The following is a 17,674-nucleotide window of genomic DNA, read 5'->3' as shown; positions in this document are numbered from 1 at the left end:
GCACAGCCGGGTTCAACTCACCCGAACTATGACGGCACGGTGACCGGCTCCGCCAGCACGCACCTCGCCGCCCGACCCGGCCCGACCGCGACATTCCCCGGCAATTGCTCCAGGCAGCGCGGCTCGGCGAGCTTGCAGCGGGGAGCGAAGGAGCAGTTGTGCGGCTTCTCGGCCAGCGACGGCGGCGTGCCCGGGATGGTCTCCAGCCGCTGGCCGCGCTTGGCGCCGTGGATGGTGGAGGCGAGCAGGCCCTTGGCATAGGGATGCACCGGCGAGCGGACGATGTCGCGAAGAGTCCCCTGCTCCACGATCTGGCCGGCATACATCACCGCGACGCGGTCGCAGATCTCGATGGCGACACCGATGTCGTGGGTGACGAAGATGACGGACATGCCGAACTCGCGCTGCAGCTCGCGCAGCAAGAGCAGGATCTGGATCTGCACGGTGGCATCGAGCGCGGTGGTCGGTTCGTCCGCCAGCAGGATCTTCGGCCGGCAGGCGAGCGCGAGTGCGATCATCGCACGCTGGCGCATGCCGCCGGACATCTCGTGCGGATAGGCGTCGAGACGCCGTTTGGCCGAGGGAATGCGCACGACCTCGAGCATTTCGAGCGCCCGCGCGCGCCCTTCCGCATAGCTCCTGCCTTCGTGGCGCACGACGCTTTCGGCGATCTGCGCGCCGATCGTGTAGACCGGATCGAGCGCGAGCGCGGGCTCCTGGAAGATCATCGAGACGGTCTGGCCGCGGAACGACGACAGCTCCTCGTCATTCATGGCGAGCACGTCCTGTCCCATCACGTTGACCGTGCCCGAAATCTGCGTGCGCTTCTTCGGCAATAGCCGCATCAAGGCACGCAGCGTCACGCTCTTGCCCGAACCGGACTCGCCGAGCAGGCCCAGCACCTCGCTGTTTCCGAGCGAGAGGCTGAGATCGTTCACGGCATAGACCGTGCGCTCGCCGGTGAAACGGATGTTGAGGCCCGAGATCTCGACGAGGTTTGTCATGACGGCAATGTCGGCAATCGGTCGTGATAGTCGGTGGCGCGCTGGAACGCGGCGCCGATGGTGAGCAGGGTGGCTTCGTCGAAGGAGCGGCCGATCAGCTGCATGCCGATAGGCAGGCCGGTCTTGGTGAAGCCCGATGGAATGGTCAGTGACGGCAGGCCGAGGTAGTTCACCGGGCGGGTGAACAGCGTCAGCCGCTGCAACAATGCCGGCGCGTTCGGGCCGCCACCGACGTCGCTCTCCTCGATCGTCGGCGCCGGCACCGGAGATGCCGGCGCGATCACCGCATCGACGCCTGCGGTCGCGGCATCGTGGGCCGCGAGCGCTGGCCCGCGCCAACGCATCGCCTCGAGATAGGTGATGGCGGGCACGGCAAGGCCGTTCTGGAGGCGCATCAATGTCTGCGCGCCGTAATCCTGCGAACGCTCGATCAGCCAGCGCTTGTGGAAGGCGGCGGCTTCAGCGGCCAGCACGAGCTGGCTCGCCGCCTGCAATTGCCGCTGGTCCGGCAGCTCGACCTTGACAATGTCGGCGCCCTCGCGCCTGAGCACTGCGATGGTCTCGTCGAGCACGCGCGCCACCTCGCTGTCGAGATCGTCGACATAGTAGGTCGCGGGCACGCCGATCTTGAGGCCTTTCAGGGACCCCTTGGTCGCGGCGACGTAGTCCGAGAGGGGCTCGTGGCTGCAGGTCGAATCGGCGGGATCGGGGCCGGCCATCAGCGCCAGCAACAGCGCGCAATCCTCGGCGGTGCGGGCCAGCGGGCCGACCGTGTCGAGCGATTGGGACAGCGGCATGGCGCCGGCGCGGCTGACGCGGCCCACCGTGGTCTTCAAGCCGGTGACGCCACAGAAATGCGCGGGCATGCGGATCGACCCACCGGTATCCGAGCCGAGCGCCGCATAGGTCAGGCGCGCGGCCACCGCCGAGCCCGAGCCCGATGACGAGCCGCCGGTGATGTGGGCGACGTTCCAGGGATTGCGCACCGGGCCGTAATGGGCGTTGTGCCCGGTCGCACCATAGGCGAATTCGGCCAGATGCAGCGTGCCGAGCCGAACCTGCCCGGCGTCCTTCAGTCGCTGCAAGGCGGTGGAGGTCGTGGTCGCGACGAAATCGCGACGGATCAGCGAGCCGCAGGTCGCAACATAGCCGGCATCGTAATACATGTCCTTGTGCGCGAGCGGCACGCCATGCAGGGGGCCGCGGACATTGCCCTTGGCGAGCTCGGCATCGGCGGCATCCGCCGCTTTCAACGCAGCCTCGGCCTCGATCGACATGAAGGCGTTGAGATGCGGTTGCCACTGCGCGATGCGCTGCAGCAGCGCGCGCGTCGCCTCGTGCGAGGACACCTGCTTCATCGCGATCGCGCGCGCGACCTCGGTGAGCGTCATCAAAGCGGGCTCACGGCTCATTTCGACACCTTCTGCGTCTGCGCGAGCACGTAAGTTGCGGGCTCCAGATCGAACGGCAGCGTGCCGGCGATGGCGGCGAAGCCTTCGAAGGCGGGGCCGATGGCATTGGAGATGCGGGTTGCGATCTCGTCGTCCACGGGCACGCCGGCAATTTGCGCGATCGGCTTGATCTCTTTCGGTGTCGGTCTGGTCATGCGGTTTCTCCCCTGGGCGCGCGGCTGTGGCCTGAATCCGGTATCGCCATGTAGCACGCGGCCTCGTGACCCATATTATCCAGCGCGGTGAGCTTTGGTGTCGCATTTGCGCAGAGCGGCTCCGCAAACGGGCAACGAGTGTGGAAACGGCAGCCCGGCGGCGGATCGATCGGATTCGGCGGATCGCCCGTGATCGGCGGCGTCTCGGTGCGACGATCAGGGTCGGAGGACGGCATCGCGGCTAGCAGCGCGCGGGTGTAGGGATGCGCCGGGCTGTCCCAGACCTGGTCGACCGGGCCGAGCTCGACGACCTCGCCGAGATACATCACCAGCACGCGGTCCGAGATGTAGCGCACGACGTTGAGGTCGTGGCTGATGAAGAGATAAGTCAGGCCGAATTCGCGCTTGAGATCGGCGAGCAGATTGAGCACCTGCGCCTCGACGGATTTGTCGAGCGCGGAGACGGCTTCGTCCAGGATCACCAGCCGCGGCGACAGCGCCAGCGCACGTGCGATGTTGACGCGCTGGCGCTGGCCGCCGGAAATCTCGTGCGGATAGCGGTTGGCGAAGTTTTCGGGGCGCAGGCCGACCTTGCCGAGCAGCTCGCGGGCCAGGTTGCGCGCCGCGCCGTCGGCCATGCCGTGGACTTTCGGGCCGAAGGCGATGGATTCCTCGATGGTCAGGCGCGGATTGAGCGAGGCGTAGGAATCCTGGAACACCATCTGCATGCCGCGGCGCAGCTCGCGCAAGCTCAGCGACTGGCCGACGGTCATGCCGTCATAGATGATGTCGCCGTCATCGCGCGGCATCAGGTGCATCAGGAGGCGCGCGGTGGTGGACTTGCCGCAGCCGGATTCCCCGACGATGCCGACGGTCTCGCCCTTGGCGACGGAGAAGGAGACGTTGTCGACGGCACGCACGGTGCGCTTGGCGGCGAAGAGGCCGCCGCGCACCGGGAAATGCTTGGTCAGGCCGTTGACCTGCAGCAACGGCTGCGCGAGCCCGCCGCGGTCCTCGACCGGCTCCAGCATTTCGACGGAGGCATTCTCGCTCATGGCCGTCGTCCTTCACCTCTCCCCATCGGGGAGAGGTCGGCGCGCAGCGCCGGGTGAGGGGGCGCGGCAAATTCGGTGGAGCGTACCCCCTCACCCGGATTGCATCTTGCGATGCAATCCGACCTCTCCCTCCAGGAGAGGTGTAGCACCGCCGCTGCGGCAAGCTGCGTCCTTCTCATCCTTAGTTCCTGATGTCCATGGCGCTACGCAGGCCGTCCGAGAGCAGGTTGAAGCAGATCGAGACCGCGAAGATCATCGCGCCCGGCAATGCTGCGACCCAGGGATTGACGTAGATCGCGGTGCGCAGCGTGTTGAGCATCAGGCCCCATTCCGGCTCCGGCGGCTTGGTGCCGAGGCCGAGGAAGGAGAGACCGGCGGCCAGAATCATCGAGACCGAAATGAGGCTGGTGGCATAGACGAAGATCGCGCCGAGCACGTTGCCGAGGATGTGCACGCGCATGATGGTGAAGGCGCCCGCGCCGGAGGCACGCGCGGCCTCGACGAAATCCATGTTGCGCACACCTGTCGTGACGCTCTCGGCGACGCGGGTGATCTGCGGCACGAACACGATGGTGAGCGCCACGATGGAGTTCAGGATGCCGGCGCCGAGCGCGCCGGAGATCGCGATCGCCAGCAGCACCGACGGGAAGGCGTAGAACACGTCCACCGTGCGCATGATCGCGGTGTTGAGCTTGCCGCCGACATAGCCGGCGATGATGCCGAGCGAGGTGCCGATGCAGAAGGCCAGGATCACCGGCAAAATGCCGATCACCAGCGACAGCCGGCCGCCATAGATCAGCCGCGCCAGCATGTCGCGGCCGAGCTCGTCGGTGCCGAGCGGATATCCCGTGGTACCGATGTGGCGGAGGCGGCGGATCATCGAGCCCTTGTAGGGGTCTTCGAGGCCGAGCCACGGCGCAAGGATCGCGGAGAGCAAGATCAGCAGCAGCACCAGCGCGCAGGCCATGCTGACCTTGTCGCGCATGATGCGGCGGCCGACGGTCGCCCAGTAACCGCGCGCCTTGGTGGCGGGTGCGGCCTGCAGCGCGGCATCGGCGGACAGGGGGAGCTCGCTCATCGGCTTGCTCCCGTTGCATACGGGTATGGTCGGTGCGAACCGCGGGCTCCCTTAACCTCTCCCGCTTGCGAGAGCTTTGCGTAATGAGTTGTGCTGGAGTGAAGTTCGATCTGGAGCTTTTTTTGAACGGCCTCACGTAGCCCCAGAGGGGTGGGGCGTCTGGTTTTCGTGGCCGCGGGGTAGCGGCGGGTGGTGGTCACGCTGCGGCTCCTATCGGGCACAGCACCGCCCATCGTTTGAGGTTCATGGCGAGGCAGATCAGGCGCAGATGTGTCTGATTGCGCGCCAAACCCAGATAGCGAGCGCGCGCCCAGCGGTAGCTGCCCTTGAGGCGCGCGAAGACCTGCTCGACCGGTGCGCGGCGCTTTCCCACGGCATCGTTGAAGCGCTTCTGCCGCTCGGTGAGCGGATGATGCTTGTTGGGCCGGAACATCAGCCTCGGCTTGATTCCCCGCGCGGCGAGCCCGCTGCGGCGCTCGTGCTTGTCATAGGCTTGATCGGCATAGACCGCCTTCTCATCACCACAGACCAGTTCGTCGGCGGGCACTGTGTCGTTGACCGCAGCGTCGGTCAGCTTGCTGCGGCGGACGATGGCCGAACCCTGATCCATGCCGATATGGGCTTTGTAGCCGAAGTACCGCTTGCCGCCCTTCTTGGTCCAGCGTGCATCTGGATCGCGCTTGCTGTTGACCAGCTTGCTCGGTTCACGGCCGTCCGGGCCGGGCGGCTGCGGGTCCTCTGGCGGCTTCGGCGGCTTTACTGCTGCCGAGATCAGGCTCGCATCGATCAATGTGCCCCGGCGCAGCACCAGCCCGCGTGCGTCGATCTGATGCAGGATCTCGGCGAACAGCTTCTCGTCCAGACCGGCTCGCTGCAAAGCCTCGCGGAATCGCCAGATCGTCGTGTGGTCAGGCGTCTCGTCGCTCAGCACAAAGCCGCAGAAGGCTCGGAACGAGGCCCGGTCGTCGAGCGCTTCCTCGAGCGCCGGATCGGAAAGCCCATACCATTGCTGCAGCAGCAGCGCCTTGAACAGCACCAGTCGCGGATAGGGCGGAGGGCCACGCTCCGGCTCCGGAAGACCACCCAGCACTCTTTCCACAGCCGCCCAGTCGACCAGTTCGCCAATCCGCTTCAGCACCGCGTTACCCTTCCCTCGCCGCGATACCAGCGCGTCCGCGAAGCTCGGTTGCCCAACCTCTCGATATGCCATCCGAATCCGCCTCCACCACAGGCCCTAGAGAATCGCAAATCCTCCTCTTATGCAAAGCTCTCGCAAGCGGGAGAGGTGCACCGTCTCCTCGGTTCGCACTGAAGAATCAATCAAGCTCAACTCGATGATGACCACCGCTCCATTGCAGATGTTGCCGGTTTTCACCGACGCCGCAAGCTTCCGCGCCTTCCGTTCCGCGTCGCCGCAATGGCTGCCGATCGCGCTCGACATCGCGCGCAGCCACGGCCTCGACACCGGCTCGCCGCATGTGTTTGCGACCGGCACCAATCTCGTGGTCGCCCTCGGCGACAAGCTGATCCTGAAGATCTTCCCGCCGCTGCTCGCAGCGCAATTCGTCTCGGAGCGCGCCGCGCTGACGCAGCTCAAGGGCCGCGTGCCGCTGCCGATCCCCGAGATCGTCGCGGAAGGGATGCGCGACGGCTGGCCGTACCTGATCATCACGCGCCTCGCCGGCACGCTCGGCTCCGAGGTGTGGCCGCAACTGCCGGAAGATCAGAAGGAGCGCCTGCTGCGCCAGATCGGCGAGACCATCGCTGCCGTGCAGCGCGTTCCGCCCGGCGAGCTTGCGTCCATCGAGCCGCGCTGGGATGCATTCATGCGCGCCCAGCTGCAGGGGTGCCGCGCCAGGCACACGCGCCTCGGCCTTGCGCCAAAATTCCTCGCCGGCCTCGACGATCTCCTGCGCGATGCCGCGACGCTGATCCCGATGGACGCGCCGCCGGTGATCCTGATCGGCGAGTACATTCCCGAGAACTTTCTGCTCGCCTGCGATGACGGCCAATGGTCGCTCGCAGGCCTGTTCGATTTCGGCGACGTGCTCACAGGCTGGCGCGACTACGATCTGCTCGGCCCCGGCGCCTTCATGGCGGCGGGCCGGCCGGGCAGGGTGAAGAGACTGCTCGAAGGTTTTGGCTATGCGAAGCTCGACTACACGCTCAAGCGCCGCCTGATGGCCCTGATGCTGCTGCACCGCGCCAGCGACCTCAACGCGCATATCTGCATCGAGGGCTGGCAGGACAAAGCGAACGATCTGGTCGCGCTGCAGGAGCTGATCTGGGCGGAGTGAGGGCGCGGGGAGCCGCGAGGCTCCCCGTCGCGTGTCCCCCGCTAACCTTTGGACTGGATCAGCTGGGCCGCCTTGGCCAAGACGCCGACGATGGCGCTGAGCCCGGAGCCGTGACCAGCGGTGGCCTGCTTGACGAGACTGGCGAACACGGACCGGCACTGAGAGATTGCGGAGAGTGCCTGAGCCTTGTTGCTCGCGGCGCGCAGCTGCGAGGCCGCGCTCTGGAGCGCGCTGCGTGCCTCCGGAGGATCATACCGGTTGAGGGTCCCGCCCATGCGATCCAGGACACCTGCCACGCAGTCGTAGAGCATCTTGCCGGCGATGGCGCTGCATGATTGCAGGCCGGCACTGCCGACCGCGGCCGCCGCAGCGGCGCCGCCTCCGGCGTAGGCAGGGCCCGCCGCCGGCACGGCGGCTCCGACCAGCAGCAATACCAAGATGCTGCGCAGCCGCGCCTTCGTCGATCTGATCAGGTCATGTCCGCTAGCCATCATGTATCCTCCTCTGTTGTTATCCCTTGTCCCGTCCTGTCCGTCCTATCCCTTGGCCTGGATCATTCGCGCCGCTCGCGCCAACACGCCCGCTATCGACGCAAGCCCATCGTCGCCCCATCCGGGCACCATCATGTTGCCGCCGGGTGTTGCCTTCACCTGCCGCAGCGCGCCTGCGATCGCGGCCTGGCATTGTGTAATGGCGGAAAGCGCCTGCGCCTTGCTGCTCGCAGCGCGCAACTGGCTGGCGGCGGTCAGGAGCGCACGTTGAGTCTCCCCGACTCTGACCGAATTGACGTCATTGGCCACGCGCTCGAGCACGTCCGCGACGCAGTTGTAGAGAGCCTTGCCTTGGCTGGCGTTGCACGCCGAGAGGCCGGAATTGGCGGTGGCCGCCGCAGCATTCAGTACGGTGGAAGCGGATGTGTCCCGGTTGGGGATCAGCACGGCTAGAATCGCCAGCATGATCAGCGCGAGCATGCGCGAGCCGGTCTGTCGGAGGCCCCTGCGGGCTCCGGAAGTCAGTATCGTCATGAAAGTCCCCCTTACCGCGCTGACGTTGGGGTCACCGCGTTGCCGACCGTGAATTCGCACGGCACTGTCGTCAGTCTCGGTTCACCCTTAAGCGCGAACAGACGCTCCCACTGTGATCTGCGGCACACGACGCCGCCCGGCGCGTCCTCGACGATCACGACGGCATAGAGCCGGTCGCGCTTCTGGAACGCCTTGATGCTGGTGTCTTCGGGAAAGGTTTGCAGCAGCGTCAGCACGCCATGGCCGCTGTCGGCGTCGGCCGCGATGCCGGCGATTCCCGAGATGGTGCGCCATTTGCCGCCCTCGGTGGTCGCGCCGATGAACGTGCCTTCGGTCACGGTGTTCTGCAGGATTTTCTGCTTGAGGAATTCGGGGCCGAGTTCGTTGCTCTGGCGCAGCCGGTTCTTCAGGCTCGGCGAGTAGAAGATCTTGTCGGTGCCGCCCTGAAACACGATGGTTGTGCCTTCAGGGCCGCCCGCGATCAGGTTCTGGAATTCGCGTCCGCTCAGCACGCCGGCCGATCCCGGCAGCGGTTGAAAGGTGAACAGCGCGCCGGTCGCGATGAGCCGCAGGGTGGATCGGAAGAGGAGATTTGGACGCGGCATGGAGGGCAAAAAATGCTTTCTGAAAAACTCAATTCTAGATAGACGCCGCCTCCTCGTCGAGAGCAGCCCTCCCGATTGTCGATCCAAATCTTCCCGCGTCTGCGCGGCGCGCCCCGGCATGACAGCGTGACGTCAATTGCGTAACCTCGATGGGACATGACGGTGTGATGGTAATGCGATTAAGCGCTCTCGCGATGATCCTGGCTGTAGCGGTCATTGTCCAGGTGACAAGTGCCGTCTGCGCCGCGGCACAGACCCGAAAACCGGTCGCCGATTCCGCGCCGCGGATCGCGCTGGTGATCGGCAACGCCCGTTACGCAAAACTCGGCACGCTCGCCAATCCCGTAAGCGACGCCCAGTTGATGGCGGAGCGGTTGCGGCAGACCGGCTTCGATGTCGACTTGGTCGCCGATCGCGACCTGAAGAGCCTGTCGCAGGACGTCGAGGAGTTTGCGCAAAAGGTGAAGGCCCGGGGTCCTTCGACCGTTGCCGTGCTCTATTACGCCGGTCATGGCGTCGAGAGTGACGGCGTCAACTACCTCGTGCCCATCAATGCCGACATCAAGCGGCGCGCCGACATCGTGTCGCAATCCCTTCCGGTCAAGCGCCTTGCCGATCGCCTCGCCGCTTCCGGCAATGCGCTCAACATCCTCATCGTGGATGCCTGCCGCGACAATCCCTTTCCGCCTGGCGTTTCCGGCGGCGCGACGCTCGGGCTGGTGCCGATGGGCGCGGTATTTGGAGTTTTCATCGCCTCGGCGACCGGCTCGGGAAAGGCCGCCTTCGACGGCGAGGACGGTCACAGCCCTTATACGAAGGCGTTGGCGGATGCGATAACCGTGCCCGGCGAGCGGCTGGAGGACGTGTTCAAGAGCGTGCGCCGCCAGGTGCGCCTTTCGACCGGCGAGCAGCAGATTCCCTGGGAATCCACCTCGCTCGAGCTCGACTTCTACTTCGTGCCGCCGCCGCTTCCGCCGAGCCAGGCCGCGCAATTGCTCGCCGCAGCGAAGGAGACCGGTAATGTCGCGCTCTATGATCTCCTGATCGATCGCTTTCCGGCAAGCCCCGAGGCCAACGATGCGCGCGCCGCCGCCGCCGAGCTGAGGAAGGGTGCCGCCGCCAGGGCTCCCGCGGCTGCATCCCCTGCCTCGCTGGTGCTCGATCGCGCGCGGCAGACGCGGACGCCCGAAGCCTATGATCTCGTCGCAGCGCTGTTTCCGGATACACCAGAGGCAGATGAAGCGCGGGCCGCTGCCTCGCGCCTGCGAGAGATCACTGTGCTCGACAGTGCCGGGCCGACCTATGAGGGCCGCGAGCTGGTGCAGCTGATCCAGGAGCAACTGGTGCGGCTCGATTGCTTCGGCGGTGAGCAGGGCGGGATATTCGACGCCGCGACGATCCGAGGCCTGCGCCGCGCCTCACAGCTCTCCGACGAACACTTCCTCTGGTATCGGCCGACCATGGCCGCGTTGCGCGCACTCAAGAAGGTGGATGGCAAGGACGGCTGCGCCGGACGGAAGACGGTCGCGGCGCCGCGCTGCCTGCGGGTCAACAACGAGGACTTCTGCCAATAGCCTATCGAATAAGCTTCTGATTTGAGCGGTCTATTTATTGGGCAAATGCGCAGCTTTGTATGCAATGAAGGTGACGTCAAGCTGCGCCTGTTTGGCGCCTGGGAAAATTTTACGTTTGATATCAATGGTTTAATCAAAAAGCAACGTCTCGTTAAGCCTTGGCACGAACCTTGCGAATCCAGTTCCAACCAAAAACTTTCATGTTGGAGCGATTTCATGAAGCGCCGCGATTTCCTCAAATCCGTTTCCGGGTTGGCCGCTGGCGCGGCGCTTCCGGCGATGCCGTCCGTGATCTCTTCGGCCAGGGCCGATGCCCGCTCGGAGACCTTGCTGATCGTCTCGGAAGGCGGCCCGAACAATCTCGACATCCATGGCATCGGCACCAACGTGCCCGGCTATGAAGTCTCCTGGAATTGCTACGACCGCCTGATCAGCCACGAGATGAAGAGCGGCCCCGGCGGCGTGCCCTATTACGACCGCGACAAGTTCAAGGGCGAGCTCGCCGAGGATTTCAAGATCGACGAGATGTCGGTCACCTTCAAGCTGAAGAAGAACGCCAAATTCCACGACGGCGCACCCGTCACGGCGAAGGACGTGAAATGGTCGCTGGATCGCGCGGTGAGCGTCGGCGGCTTTCCCACCTTCCAGATGAGCGCGGGCTCTCTCACCAAACCTGAGCAGTTCGTCGTGATCGACGACTACACCGTGCGCGTCGACTTCCTGAAGAAGGATCGCCTGACGATTCCCGATCTCGCAGTGATCGTGCCCTGTATCGTCAATTCCGAGCTCGTGAAGAAGAATGCGAGCGAGAAGGATCCGTGGGGTCTCGAGTTTACAAAACAGCAGACCGCCGGCTCCGGCGCCTACAAGGTGACGAAGTGGACCGCGGGCACCGAAGTGATCATGGAACGCAACGAGGATTGGGTCGGCGGCCCGCTGCCCAAGATCAAGCGCGTGATCTGGCGCATGGTGCCGCAGGCCGGCAACCGCCGGGCGCTGCTCGAGCGCGGCGACGCCGACATCTCCTATGAGCTGCCGTTCAAGGATTTCCAGGAGATGAAGGCGAACGGCAAGCTCAACGTGGTGTCGCTGCCGTTCTCCAATGGCATCCAGTACATCGGCATGAACGTCACCAAGCCGCCGTTCGACAATGTGAAGGTGCGGCAGGCCATCGCCTATGCGCTGCCGTATCAGAAGATCATGGACGCGGTGCTGTTCGGCCTCGGCAATCCCATGTTCGGCGCAAAGGACAAGGCCACCGAAGTCGCCTGGCCGCAGCCGCACAAGTACAACACCGACATCGAGAAGGCGAAGGCGCTGCTGACGGAAGCCGGTTACGCCAACGGCTTCGAGACCACGATCTCGTTCGACCTCAACTTCGCCGGCGTCAACGAGCCGCTCTGCATCCTCGTGCAGGAAAGCCTCGCCCAGCTCGGCATCAAGACCACCATCAACAAGGTGCCCGGCGCCAATTGGCGCACCGAATTGAACAAGAAGGAGATGCCGCTGTTCACCAACGTGTTCTCGGGCTGGCTCGATTACCCCGAGTACTTCTTCTACTGGTGCTATCACGGCAACAATTCCGTGTTCAACACCATGAGCTACAAGTCGCCGGAGATGGACAAGCTGATCGACGGCGCGCGAACCGCCGCGTCGATCGGCGACACGGCAACCTACGACAAGGACGTGAAAGGCTTCGTCGATCTCGCTTTCGCCGACGTCCCGCGCATCCCGCTCTATCAGCCCTTCGTCAACGTCGCGATGCAGAAGAACATCAGCGGCTACCAGTATTGGTTCCACCGCAGGCTGGACTATCGCGCGATGGCGAAGGGGTGAAAGGTGATGCTGATCGTCGGCGACGCATCGGCATCGGCACTGGGCTCCCTCTCCCGCTTGCGGGAGAGGGTTGGGGAGAGGGTGTCTCCGCTTTGGGGTTGGCAGGGTTTGCCTAGAGTGTCCCCGCGCGGCGAGAGCCCTCACCCGCCGCGCTCTGCGAGCACGTCGGCCTCTCCCGCAAGCGGGAGAGGCGAAGCAAGCCAGCGGAGCACCCCATGCTGACCATGATCGGCAAGCGCCTGATGTTCGCGATTCCTTCGCTGATCGGCGTCGTCATCGTCACCTTCCTGCTGACGCGCGCTCTGCCGGGCGATCCGGCGGCCTACTTCGCCGGCCCCGCCGCGACCAAGGAAGCCGTCGAGCAGATCCGGAAAAAGCTCGGCTTCGACAAGCCGCTGATCGAGCAGTTCTTCCGCTATGCCAACGATCTCGCGCATGGCGATTTCGGCAACTCGCTGACGACGGGCCAGCCGGTCGCCACCGAGATCCGCAACCGCCTGCCGGCCTCGGCCGAGCTGACGCTGCTCGGGCTCTTCGTCTCCATCGCGATCGCCATCCCGCTCGGCGTGCTCGCGGCGACGCGGCCGGGATCATGGATCGACCATCTCTGCCGGGTCACGACCACGGCCGGCGTGTCGCTGCCGGTGTTCTTCACCGGCCTCGTGCTGGTCTATGTCTTCTACTTCTGGCTCGGCTGGTCGCCGGCGCCGCTCGGCCGTCTCGACGTGTTCTACAGCGCGCCGCCGACGGTGACCGGCTTCTATCTGATCGACACTTTGATCGCGCGCGATTTTGAAGCGTTCCGCTCGGCCCTGAGCCAGCTCATCCTTCCCGCAACGACGCTCGCGATCTTCTCGCTGGCGCCGATCGCGCGCATGACACGCGCCTCCATGCTTGCGGTGCTCGCATCCGAATTCGTCCGCACCGCGCGCGCCAGCGGCCTGTCGCCGGCGACCGTGATCGTCACCTACGCCTTCCGCAACGCGATGCTGCCTGTGATCACCACGCTCAGCATGGTGTTCTCGTTCCTGCTGGGCGCCAACGTGCTGGTCGAAAAGGTGTTCGCCTGGCCGGGCATCGGCTCGTACGCGGTGGAAGCACTGATCTCCTCGGACTTCGCGCCGGTGCAGGGTTTCGTGCTGACCATGGCGGTGATGTACGTGCTGCTCAATCTTGTGATCGACATCCTGTACGGCGTGATCGATCCGCGTGTCAGGTTGGAGGGCTAAGCTATGAGCTCCGTTGCGCCTGCTGTTGAACCTGTCGGCCCCGCCCGCACGTCGGGCCTCGTCGCGGTGCTCGAACAGACCCGCTACGTCCTCGGCGAGAACAAGGTCACGGGCTTCGCCTTTGCGCTGCTCCTGATCATCGTGTTTGCCGCGCTGTTCGGCCCTTACGTGGTGCCCTACGATCCGCTCGCCTCGGATACGGCCGCTGCGCTCAAACCGCCGTCGGCGGCGCACTGGTTCGGCACCGATCAGCTCGGGCGCGACATCTTCAGCCGCGTCATCGTCGCCACGCGCCTCGACTTCTTCATCGCGATCGCCTCGGTCGCGCTGGTGTTCCTGATGGGCGGCCTTGCCGGCATCGCGGCCGGCTATTTCGGCGGCTGGACCGACCGCGTCGTCGGCCGCATCGCCGACACCATCATGGCCTTCCCGCTGTTCGTGCTGGCGATGGGCATCGTCGCCGCGCTCGGCAACACCGTGCAGAACATCATCCTGGCGACAGCGATCGTGAACTTCCCGCTCTATGCCCGCGTCGCGCGCGCCGAAGCCAATGTCCGCCGCAATGCCGGCTTCGTGCAGGCTGCGCGTCTCTCCGGCAACGGCGAATTCCGCATCCTGCTGGTGCACATCCTGCCGAACATCATGCCGATCATGATCGTGCAGATGTCGCTGACCATGGGCTACGCCATCCTCAACGCCGCCGGCCTCTCCTTCATCGGCCTCGGCGTCCGCCCGCCGACCGCGGAATGGGGCATCATGGTCGCCGAAGGCGCGGGCTTCATGGTGTCGGGCGAATGGTGGATTGCGCTCTTCCCCGGCCTTGCCCTGATGATCGCCGTGTTCTGCTTCAACCTCCTCGGCGACGGCCTGCGCGACATCGTCGATCCCCAGCGGAGGACGTGATGGCAGACGTCCGTCAAAAATTCTCCAATGATTTCAGTCGCCGCTCCACTGTGCATGGGGTTGTTTTCGAATGTTTGAGTGACGGGAGCCGTCCATGACCGCCCAGCCGCTGCTTGACGTTCAGGACCTCACGGTCGAATTCACCACCCGCCGCGGCATCGTCAAGGCGGTGCAGCACGTCAACATCTCCGTGGCAAAGGGCGAGACGCTCGCCATCGTCGGCGAGTCCGGCTCCGGCAAGTCGGTGACCTCCTACGCGGTGATGCGCATCCTCGACCGCGCCGGCAAGATCGCCGAGGGCTCGGTGATGTTCGCCGGCATCGACGTCAAGGCGGCGACCGAAGACCAGATGCGCGATCTGCGTGGCCGCGAAGTCTCGATGATCTTCCAGAACCCGCGCGCCGCGCTCAACCCGATCCGCAAGGTCGGCGATCAGATCGAGGACGTCCTGCGCACCCATGTGCAGCAGGCCCAGGTCGCCGATCACGGCGAGAAGGCGATCGAGGCGCTGGAGCAGGTCAAGATCGCCCGCCCGCGCGAGCGCTATCACGCCTATCCGTTCGAGCTGTCGGGCGGCATGTGCCAGCGCGTCGTCATCGCCCTCGCGCTGGCCTGCAATCCGCAGCTCCTGATCGCGGACGAGCCGACGACGGGATTGGATGTCACCACGCAGAAGGCGGTGATGGACTTGATCGTCGAGCTGACGAAGCGCCGCGCGATGTCGACCATCCTGATCACGCACGATCTCGGCCTCGCCGCCGCCTATTGCGACCGCGTCGTGGTGATGGAGAAGGGCCGGGTCGTCGAGACCGCCACGGCCGCCGACATCTTTGCGAACCCGCAGCACCCCTATACGAAGAAGCTGATGCGCGCGACGCCGCGGCTCGGTGTGAGCTTGCGCGATCTGCTGCCGGAAGAGGAGGGTGCCTCTGTCATGGCCGGGCCTGACCCGGCCATCCATCACGCTTCGCAGGACTCGTCTCAGTCGATGGACCCCCGGGTCAAGCCCGGGGGTGACGAGAATCCAAAGCTCCTCCTCCGCGTCGACAAGCTCGTCAAGGAATATCCCCGCCAGGGCGCCACCGCTGTGCTCGGCAAGCTGTTCGGCCGCAAGCCGACGGTGGAGCCGGACGTGTTCCGCGCCGTCGACGGCATCAGCTTCGTCATCGGCCATGGCGAGAGCGTCGGCCTGGTCGGCGAATCCGGGTGCGGCAAATCGACCACGTCGATGATGGTGATGCGCCTGCTCGACCAGACCTCCGGCCTGATCCAGTTCGACGGCGAGGACATCTCCGACATCGCTCCCGCCGCCTTCGCGCGGCTGCCGCAGCGCAGCCGCATCCAGATGGTGTTCCAGGACCCGACCGACAGCCTCAACCCGCGCTTCACCGCCGCCCGCGCCATTGCCGACCCGATCATGCAATTGGGGGACATCAGGGGACGCGACGCGCTGCGCGCCCGCTGCGAGGAACTGGCCACCATGGTCGGCCTGCCGCACAATCTGCTCGACCGCTTTCCGCACCAATTGTCCGGCGGCCAGAAGGCCCGCGTCGGCATCGCCCGGGCGATCGCGCTGCATCCCAAGCTCGTCATCCTGGACGAGCCGACCGCGGCGCTGGACGTCTCCGTGCAGGCCGTCGTCCTCAATCTGCTGCAGGACCTCAAGGCGCGGTTAGGTATGAGTTATCTGTTCGTCTCGCATGATTTGAATGTGGTGCGCTTGTTGTGCGATCGTGTCATTGTGATGCGGACGGGACGGATCGTCGAGGAGGGCTTGTCCGAGCAGGTGCTCAGCGATCCCAAGGACGACTACACCAAGGAGCTGCTGACGGCGATCCCGCATCCGCCGCTGCCGGTGCATTGAGACATTTTTGAGAGCGTGATGGCCGAACCTCTGGACGACTATATCGACGCCGTATCGAAGGCGCTGGCGCTGCCGATCGAGGAGGCCTGGCGGCCTGCCGTGCGCGCCAACCTCGAGGTCTCGCTGCGGCTCGGCCGTCTGGTCGACGAATTCGCGCTGCCGGACGACACCGAGCCGGCACCGATCTTCACGGCCTGACCCCATGTCCGCCAAGCCAGAGATGACGGCCGCCGAGATTGCAAGTGCGGTCGCGGGGCGCAAGATGTCCGCGCTCGCTGCCACCGAAGCCGCGCTCGCGCGCATCGCGCAGCATGATCGCACCCTCAACTCCTTCACCGACGTCACCGCCGAACGCGCCCGCGCGAAAGCGCGCGGGATCGACGCCGACATCGCTGCGGGCAAGACAGTCGGCCCGCTCGCCGGCGTACCCTTCGCCGTCAAGAACCTGTTCGATGTTGCGGGCCTGCCGACGCGCGCCGGCTCGAAGATCAACCGGGACCTCGCGCCCGCCAGGCGCGATGCGACGCTGATCGAGCGGATGGAGGCGGCCGGCGCCGTTCTCGTCGGCGCGCTCAACATGGGCGAATACGCCTACGATTTCACCGGCGAGAACATCCATGATGGCCCCTCGCGCAACCCGCACGACACCACGCGGATGAGCGGCGGCTCCTCCGGCGGCTCCGGCAGCGCCGTCGGCGGCGCGCTGGTGCCGATCGCGCTCGGCTCCGACACCAACGGCTCGATCCGCGTGCCGTCGTCGTTCTGCGGCATCTTCGGCCTGAAGCCGACCTATGGCCGGCTGTCACGCGCGCGCTCGTTCCCGTTCGTGGCGAGCCTCGATCATCTCGGCCCGTTCGCGCGCTCCGTCGTCGATCTCGCGCTCGCCTATGACGCGATGCAGGGGCCGGACGCGGAGGACAGCGCCTGCACGACCCGCGGGCTGGAGCCAACGCTGCCGTTGCTCGCCAATCCTGTTTCGGATCTACGCATCGCCATCGCCGGCGGGCACTTCCAGAAGAACGTGTTTCCGGAAGCGGTCGAGGCGGTCAGCCGCGTCGCCAAGGCGCTGGGCGCGACGCAAGTGGTGGACGTTCCCGAAGCCTCGCGCGCCCGTGCCGCCGCCTATGTCATCACCACCACCGAAGGCGCTTCGCTGCATCTCGACCGCCTGCGCAAGCGCCCGAACGACTTTGACCCGGCGGTGCGCGACCGGCTGATCGCGGGCGCCCTGGTCCCGGCGCCGCTGGTCGATCGCGCGCAAAAATTCCGTCGCTGGTATCGCGCACAGCTTGCCGAGATCTTCAAAACGGTCGACGTGCTGCTGGCGCCGGCGACGCCCTGCACCGCGCCAAAGCTCGGACAGGTGAACTTCAATCTGGACGGCGTCGAGCTGCCGGTGCGCGCCAATATCGGCATCCACACCCAGCCGATCTCCTTCATCGGCTTGCCGGTGGTTGCCGTCCCTGTCCCGCTCGAGCCGCTGCCGATCGGCGTGCAGATCATTTGCGCGCCCTGGCGCGAGGATATCGCGCTCCGCGTCGCGCACGCGCTGGAGAAGATGGGCGTCGCCGCGGCGCCCGCACCGAGAGGAATCTGAC

The 17,674-nt window shown here is 65.6% G+C and carries 17 protein-coding genes; 8 read left to right on the top strand and 9 right to left on the bottom strand.

Annotated elements, in window-relative coordinates; genetic code table 11:
* Positions 1-26: 26 nt before the first annotated feature.
* From BDOA9_RS09240 to BDOA9_RS09215, 6 genes are all read right to left on the bottom strand, one after another.
* Positions 27-1,004, bottom strand: a complete 978-nt coding sequence (locus tag BDOA9_RS09240) for an ABC transporter ATP-binding protein (RefSeq protein ID WP_025033651.1) — start codon at positions 1,002-1,004, stop codon at positions 27-29.
* Positions 1,001-2,416 (bottom strand): Asp-tRNA(Asn)/Glu-tRNA(Gln) amidotransferase GatCAB subunit A, encoded by a 1,416-nt coding sequence (locus tag BDOA9_RS09235; protein WP_025033650.1) that lies wholly within the window; start codon positions 2,414-2,416, stop codon positions 1,001-1,003. Before BDOA9_RS09235 ends, BDOA9_RS09240 begins: the two co-directional genes overlap by 4 nt.
* A complete protein-coding gene (locus BDOA9_RS09230) occupies positions 2,413-2,610 on the bottom strand; it encodes a hypothetical protein (RefSeq protein ID WP_025033649.1) in 198 nt (65 codons plus the stop codon). Before BDOA9_RS09230 ends, BDOA9_RS09235 begins: the two co-directional genes overlap by 4 nt.
* Positions 2,607-3,665 carry an ABC transporter ATP-binding protein gene (locus BDOA9_RS09225; protein WP_025033648.1) on the bottom strand — a complete coding sequence of 353 codons (1,059 nt, stop codon included), beginning with the start codon at positions 3,663-3,665 and terminating at the stop codon, positions 2,607-2,609. Before BDOA9_RS09225 ends, BDOA9_RS09230 begins: the two co-directional genes overlap by 4 nt.
* 181 nt (positions 3,666-3,846) lie before the next feature.
* Positions 3,847-4,743 carry an ABC transporter permease gene (locus BDOA9_RS09220; protein WP_025033647.1) on the bottom strand — a complete coding sequence of 299 codons (897 nt, stop codon included), beginning with the start codon at positions 4,741-4,743 and terminating at the stop codon, positions 3,847-3,849.
* 196 nt (positions 4,744-4,939) lie between these two features.
* Entirely contained in the window at positions 4,940-5,953 is a 1,014-nt protein-coding gene (locus BDOA9_RS09215) for an IS5 family transposase (protein ID WP_025033621.1), read from the bottom strand.
* A gap of 127 nt (positions 5,954-6,080) precedes the next feature.
* Here BDOA9_RS09215 and BDOA9_RS09210 point away from each other — a divergent pair, with 127 nt between their 5' ends.
* The gene (locus tag BDOA9_RS09210; RefSeq protein ID WP_042336447.1) at positions 6,081-7,040 is read left to right on the top strand and encodes an aminoglycoside phosphotransferase family protein; all 960 of its coding nucleotides are present in this window, start codon (positions 6,081-6,083) and stop codon (positions 7,038-7,040) included.
* A gap of 41 nt (positions 7,041-7,081) precedes the next feature.
* Here the strand turns inward: BDOA9_RS09210 and BDOA9_RS09205 are convergent, their stop codons facing one another.
* The 3 genes from BDOA9_RS09205 to BDOA9_RS09195 all read right to left on the bottom strand — a co-directional run bounded on the left by BDOA9_RS09205 (position 7,082) and on the right by BDOA9_RS09195 (position 8,790).
* Positions 7,082-7,534, bottom strand: a complete 453-nt coding sequence (locus tag BDOA9_RS09205) for a hypothetical protein (RefSeq protein WP_042335899.1) — start codon at positions 7,532-7,534, stop codon at positions 7,082-7,084.
* 42 nt (positions 7,535-7,576) lie between these two features.
* Complete coding sequence (locus tag BDOA9_RS09200) at positions 7,577-8,011, bottom strand: hypothetical protein (RefSeq protein WP_025033644.1); 435 nt, start codon at positions 8,009-8,011, stop codon at positions 7,577-7,579.
* A 65-nt stretch (positions 8,012-8,076) separates the two neighbouring features.
* Positions 8,077-8,790, bottom strand: a complete 714-nt coding sequence (locus BDOA9_RS09195) for a hypothetical protein (RefSeq protein ID WP_152033194.1) — start codon at positions 8,788-8,790, stop codon at positions 8,077-8,079.
* 74 nt (positions 8,791-8,864) lie between these two features.
* Here BDOA9_RS09195 and BDOA9_RS09190 point away from each other — a divergent pair, with 74 nt between their 5' ends.
* The 7 genes from BDOA9_RS09190 to BDOA9_RS09160 all read left to right on the top strand — a co-directional run bounded on the left by BDOA9_RS09190 (position 8,865) and on the right by BDOA9_RS09160 (position 17,673).
* Complete coding sequence (locus tag BDOA9_RS09190; RefSeq protein WP_025033642.1) at positions 8,865-10,244, top strand: caspase family protein; 1,380 nt, start codon at positions 8,865-8,867, stop codon at positions 10,242-10,244.
* Positions 10,245-10,460: 216 nt separating this feature from the next.
* The gene (locus BDOA9_RS09185; protein ID WP_025033641.1) at positions 10,461-12,080 is read left to right on the top strand and encodes an ABC transporter substrate-binding protein; all 1,620 of its coding nucleotides are present in this window, start codon (positions 10,461-10,463) and stop codon (positions 12,078-12,080) included.
* 215 nt (positions 12,081-12,295) lie between these two features.
* Positions 12,296-13,309 carry an ABC transporter permease gene (locus tag BDOA9_RS09180; RefSeq protein ID WP_025033640.1) on the top strand — a complete coding sequence of 338 codons (1,014 nt, stop codon included), beginning with the start codon at positions 12,296-12,298 and terminating at the stop codon, positions 13,307-13,309.
* A gap of 3 nt (positions 13,310-13,312) precedes the next feature.
* Positions 13,313-14,212 carry an ABC transporter permease gene (locus tag BDOA9_RS09175; protein ID WP_025033639.1) on the top strand — a complete coding sequence of 300 codons (900 nt, stop codon included), beginning with the start codon at positions 13,313-13,315 and terminating at the stop codon, positions 14,210-14,212.
* A 94-nt stretch (positions 14,213-14,306) separates the two neighbouring features.
* Positions 14,307-16,076 (top strand): dipeptide ABC transporter ATP-binding protein, encoded by a 1,770-nt coding sequence (locus tag BDOA9_RS09170; RefSeq protein ID WP_025033638.1) that lies wholly within the window; start codon positions 14,307-14,309, stop codon positions 16,074-16,076.
* An 18-nt stretch (positions 16,077-16,094) separates the two neighbouring features.
* Positions 16,095-16,274, top strand: a complete 180-nt coding sequence (locus BDOA9_RS09165) for a DUF4089 domain-containing protein (protein ID WP_025033637.1) — start codon at positions 16,095-16,097, stop codon at positions 16,272-16,274.
* 4 nt (positions 16,275-16,278) lie between these two features.
* Positions 16,279-17,673, top strand: coding sequence for an AtzE family amidohydrolase (locus BDOA9_RS09160; protein WP_025033636.1), 1,395 nt, complete (start codon positions 16,279-16,281; stop codon positions 17,671-17,673).
* Position 17,674: the final 1 nt, after the last annotated feature.

The sequence above is a fragment of the Bradyrhizobium sp. DOA9 genome (assembly GCF_000617845.2).
Classification (GTDB): domain Bacteria; phylum Pseudomonadota; class Alphaproteobacteria; order Rhizobiales; family Xanthobacteraceae; genus Bradyrhizobium.
Note: the sequence above shows the minus strand (reverse complement) of the source record. Positions and strands in the feature narration are given on the sequence as shown.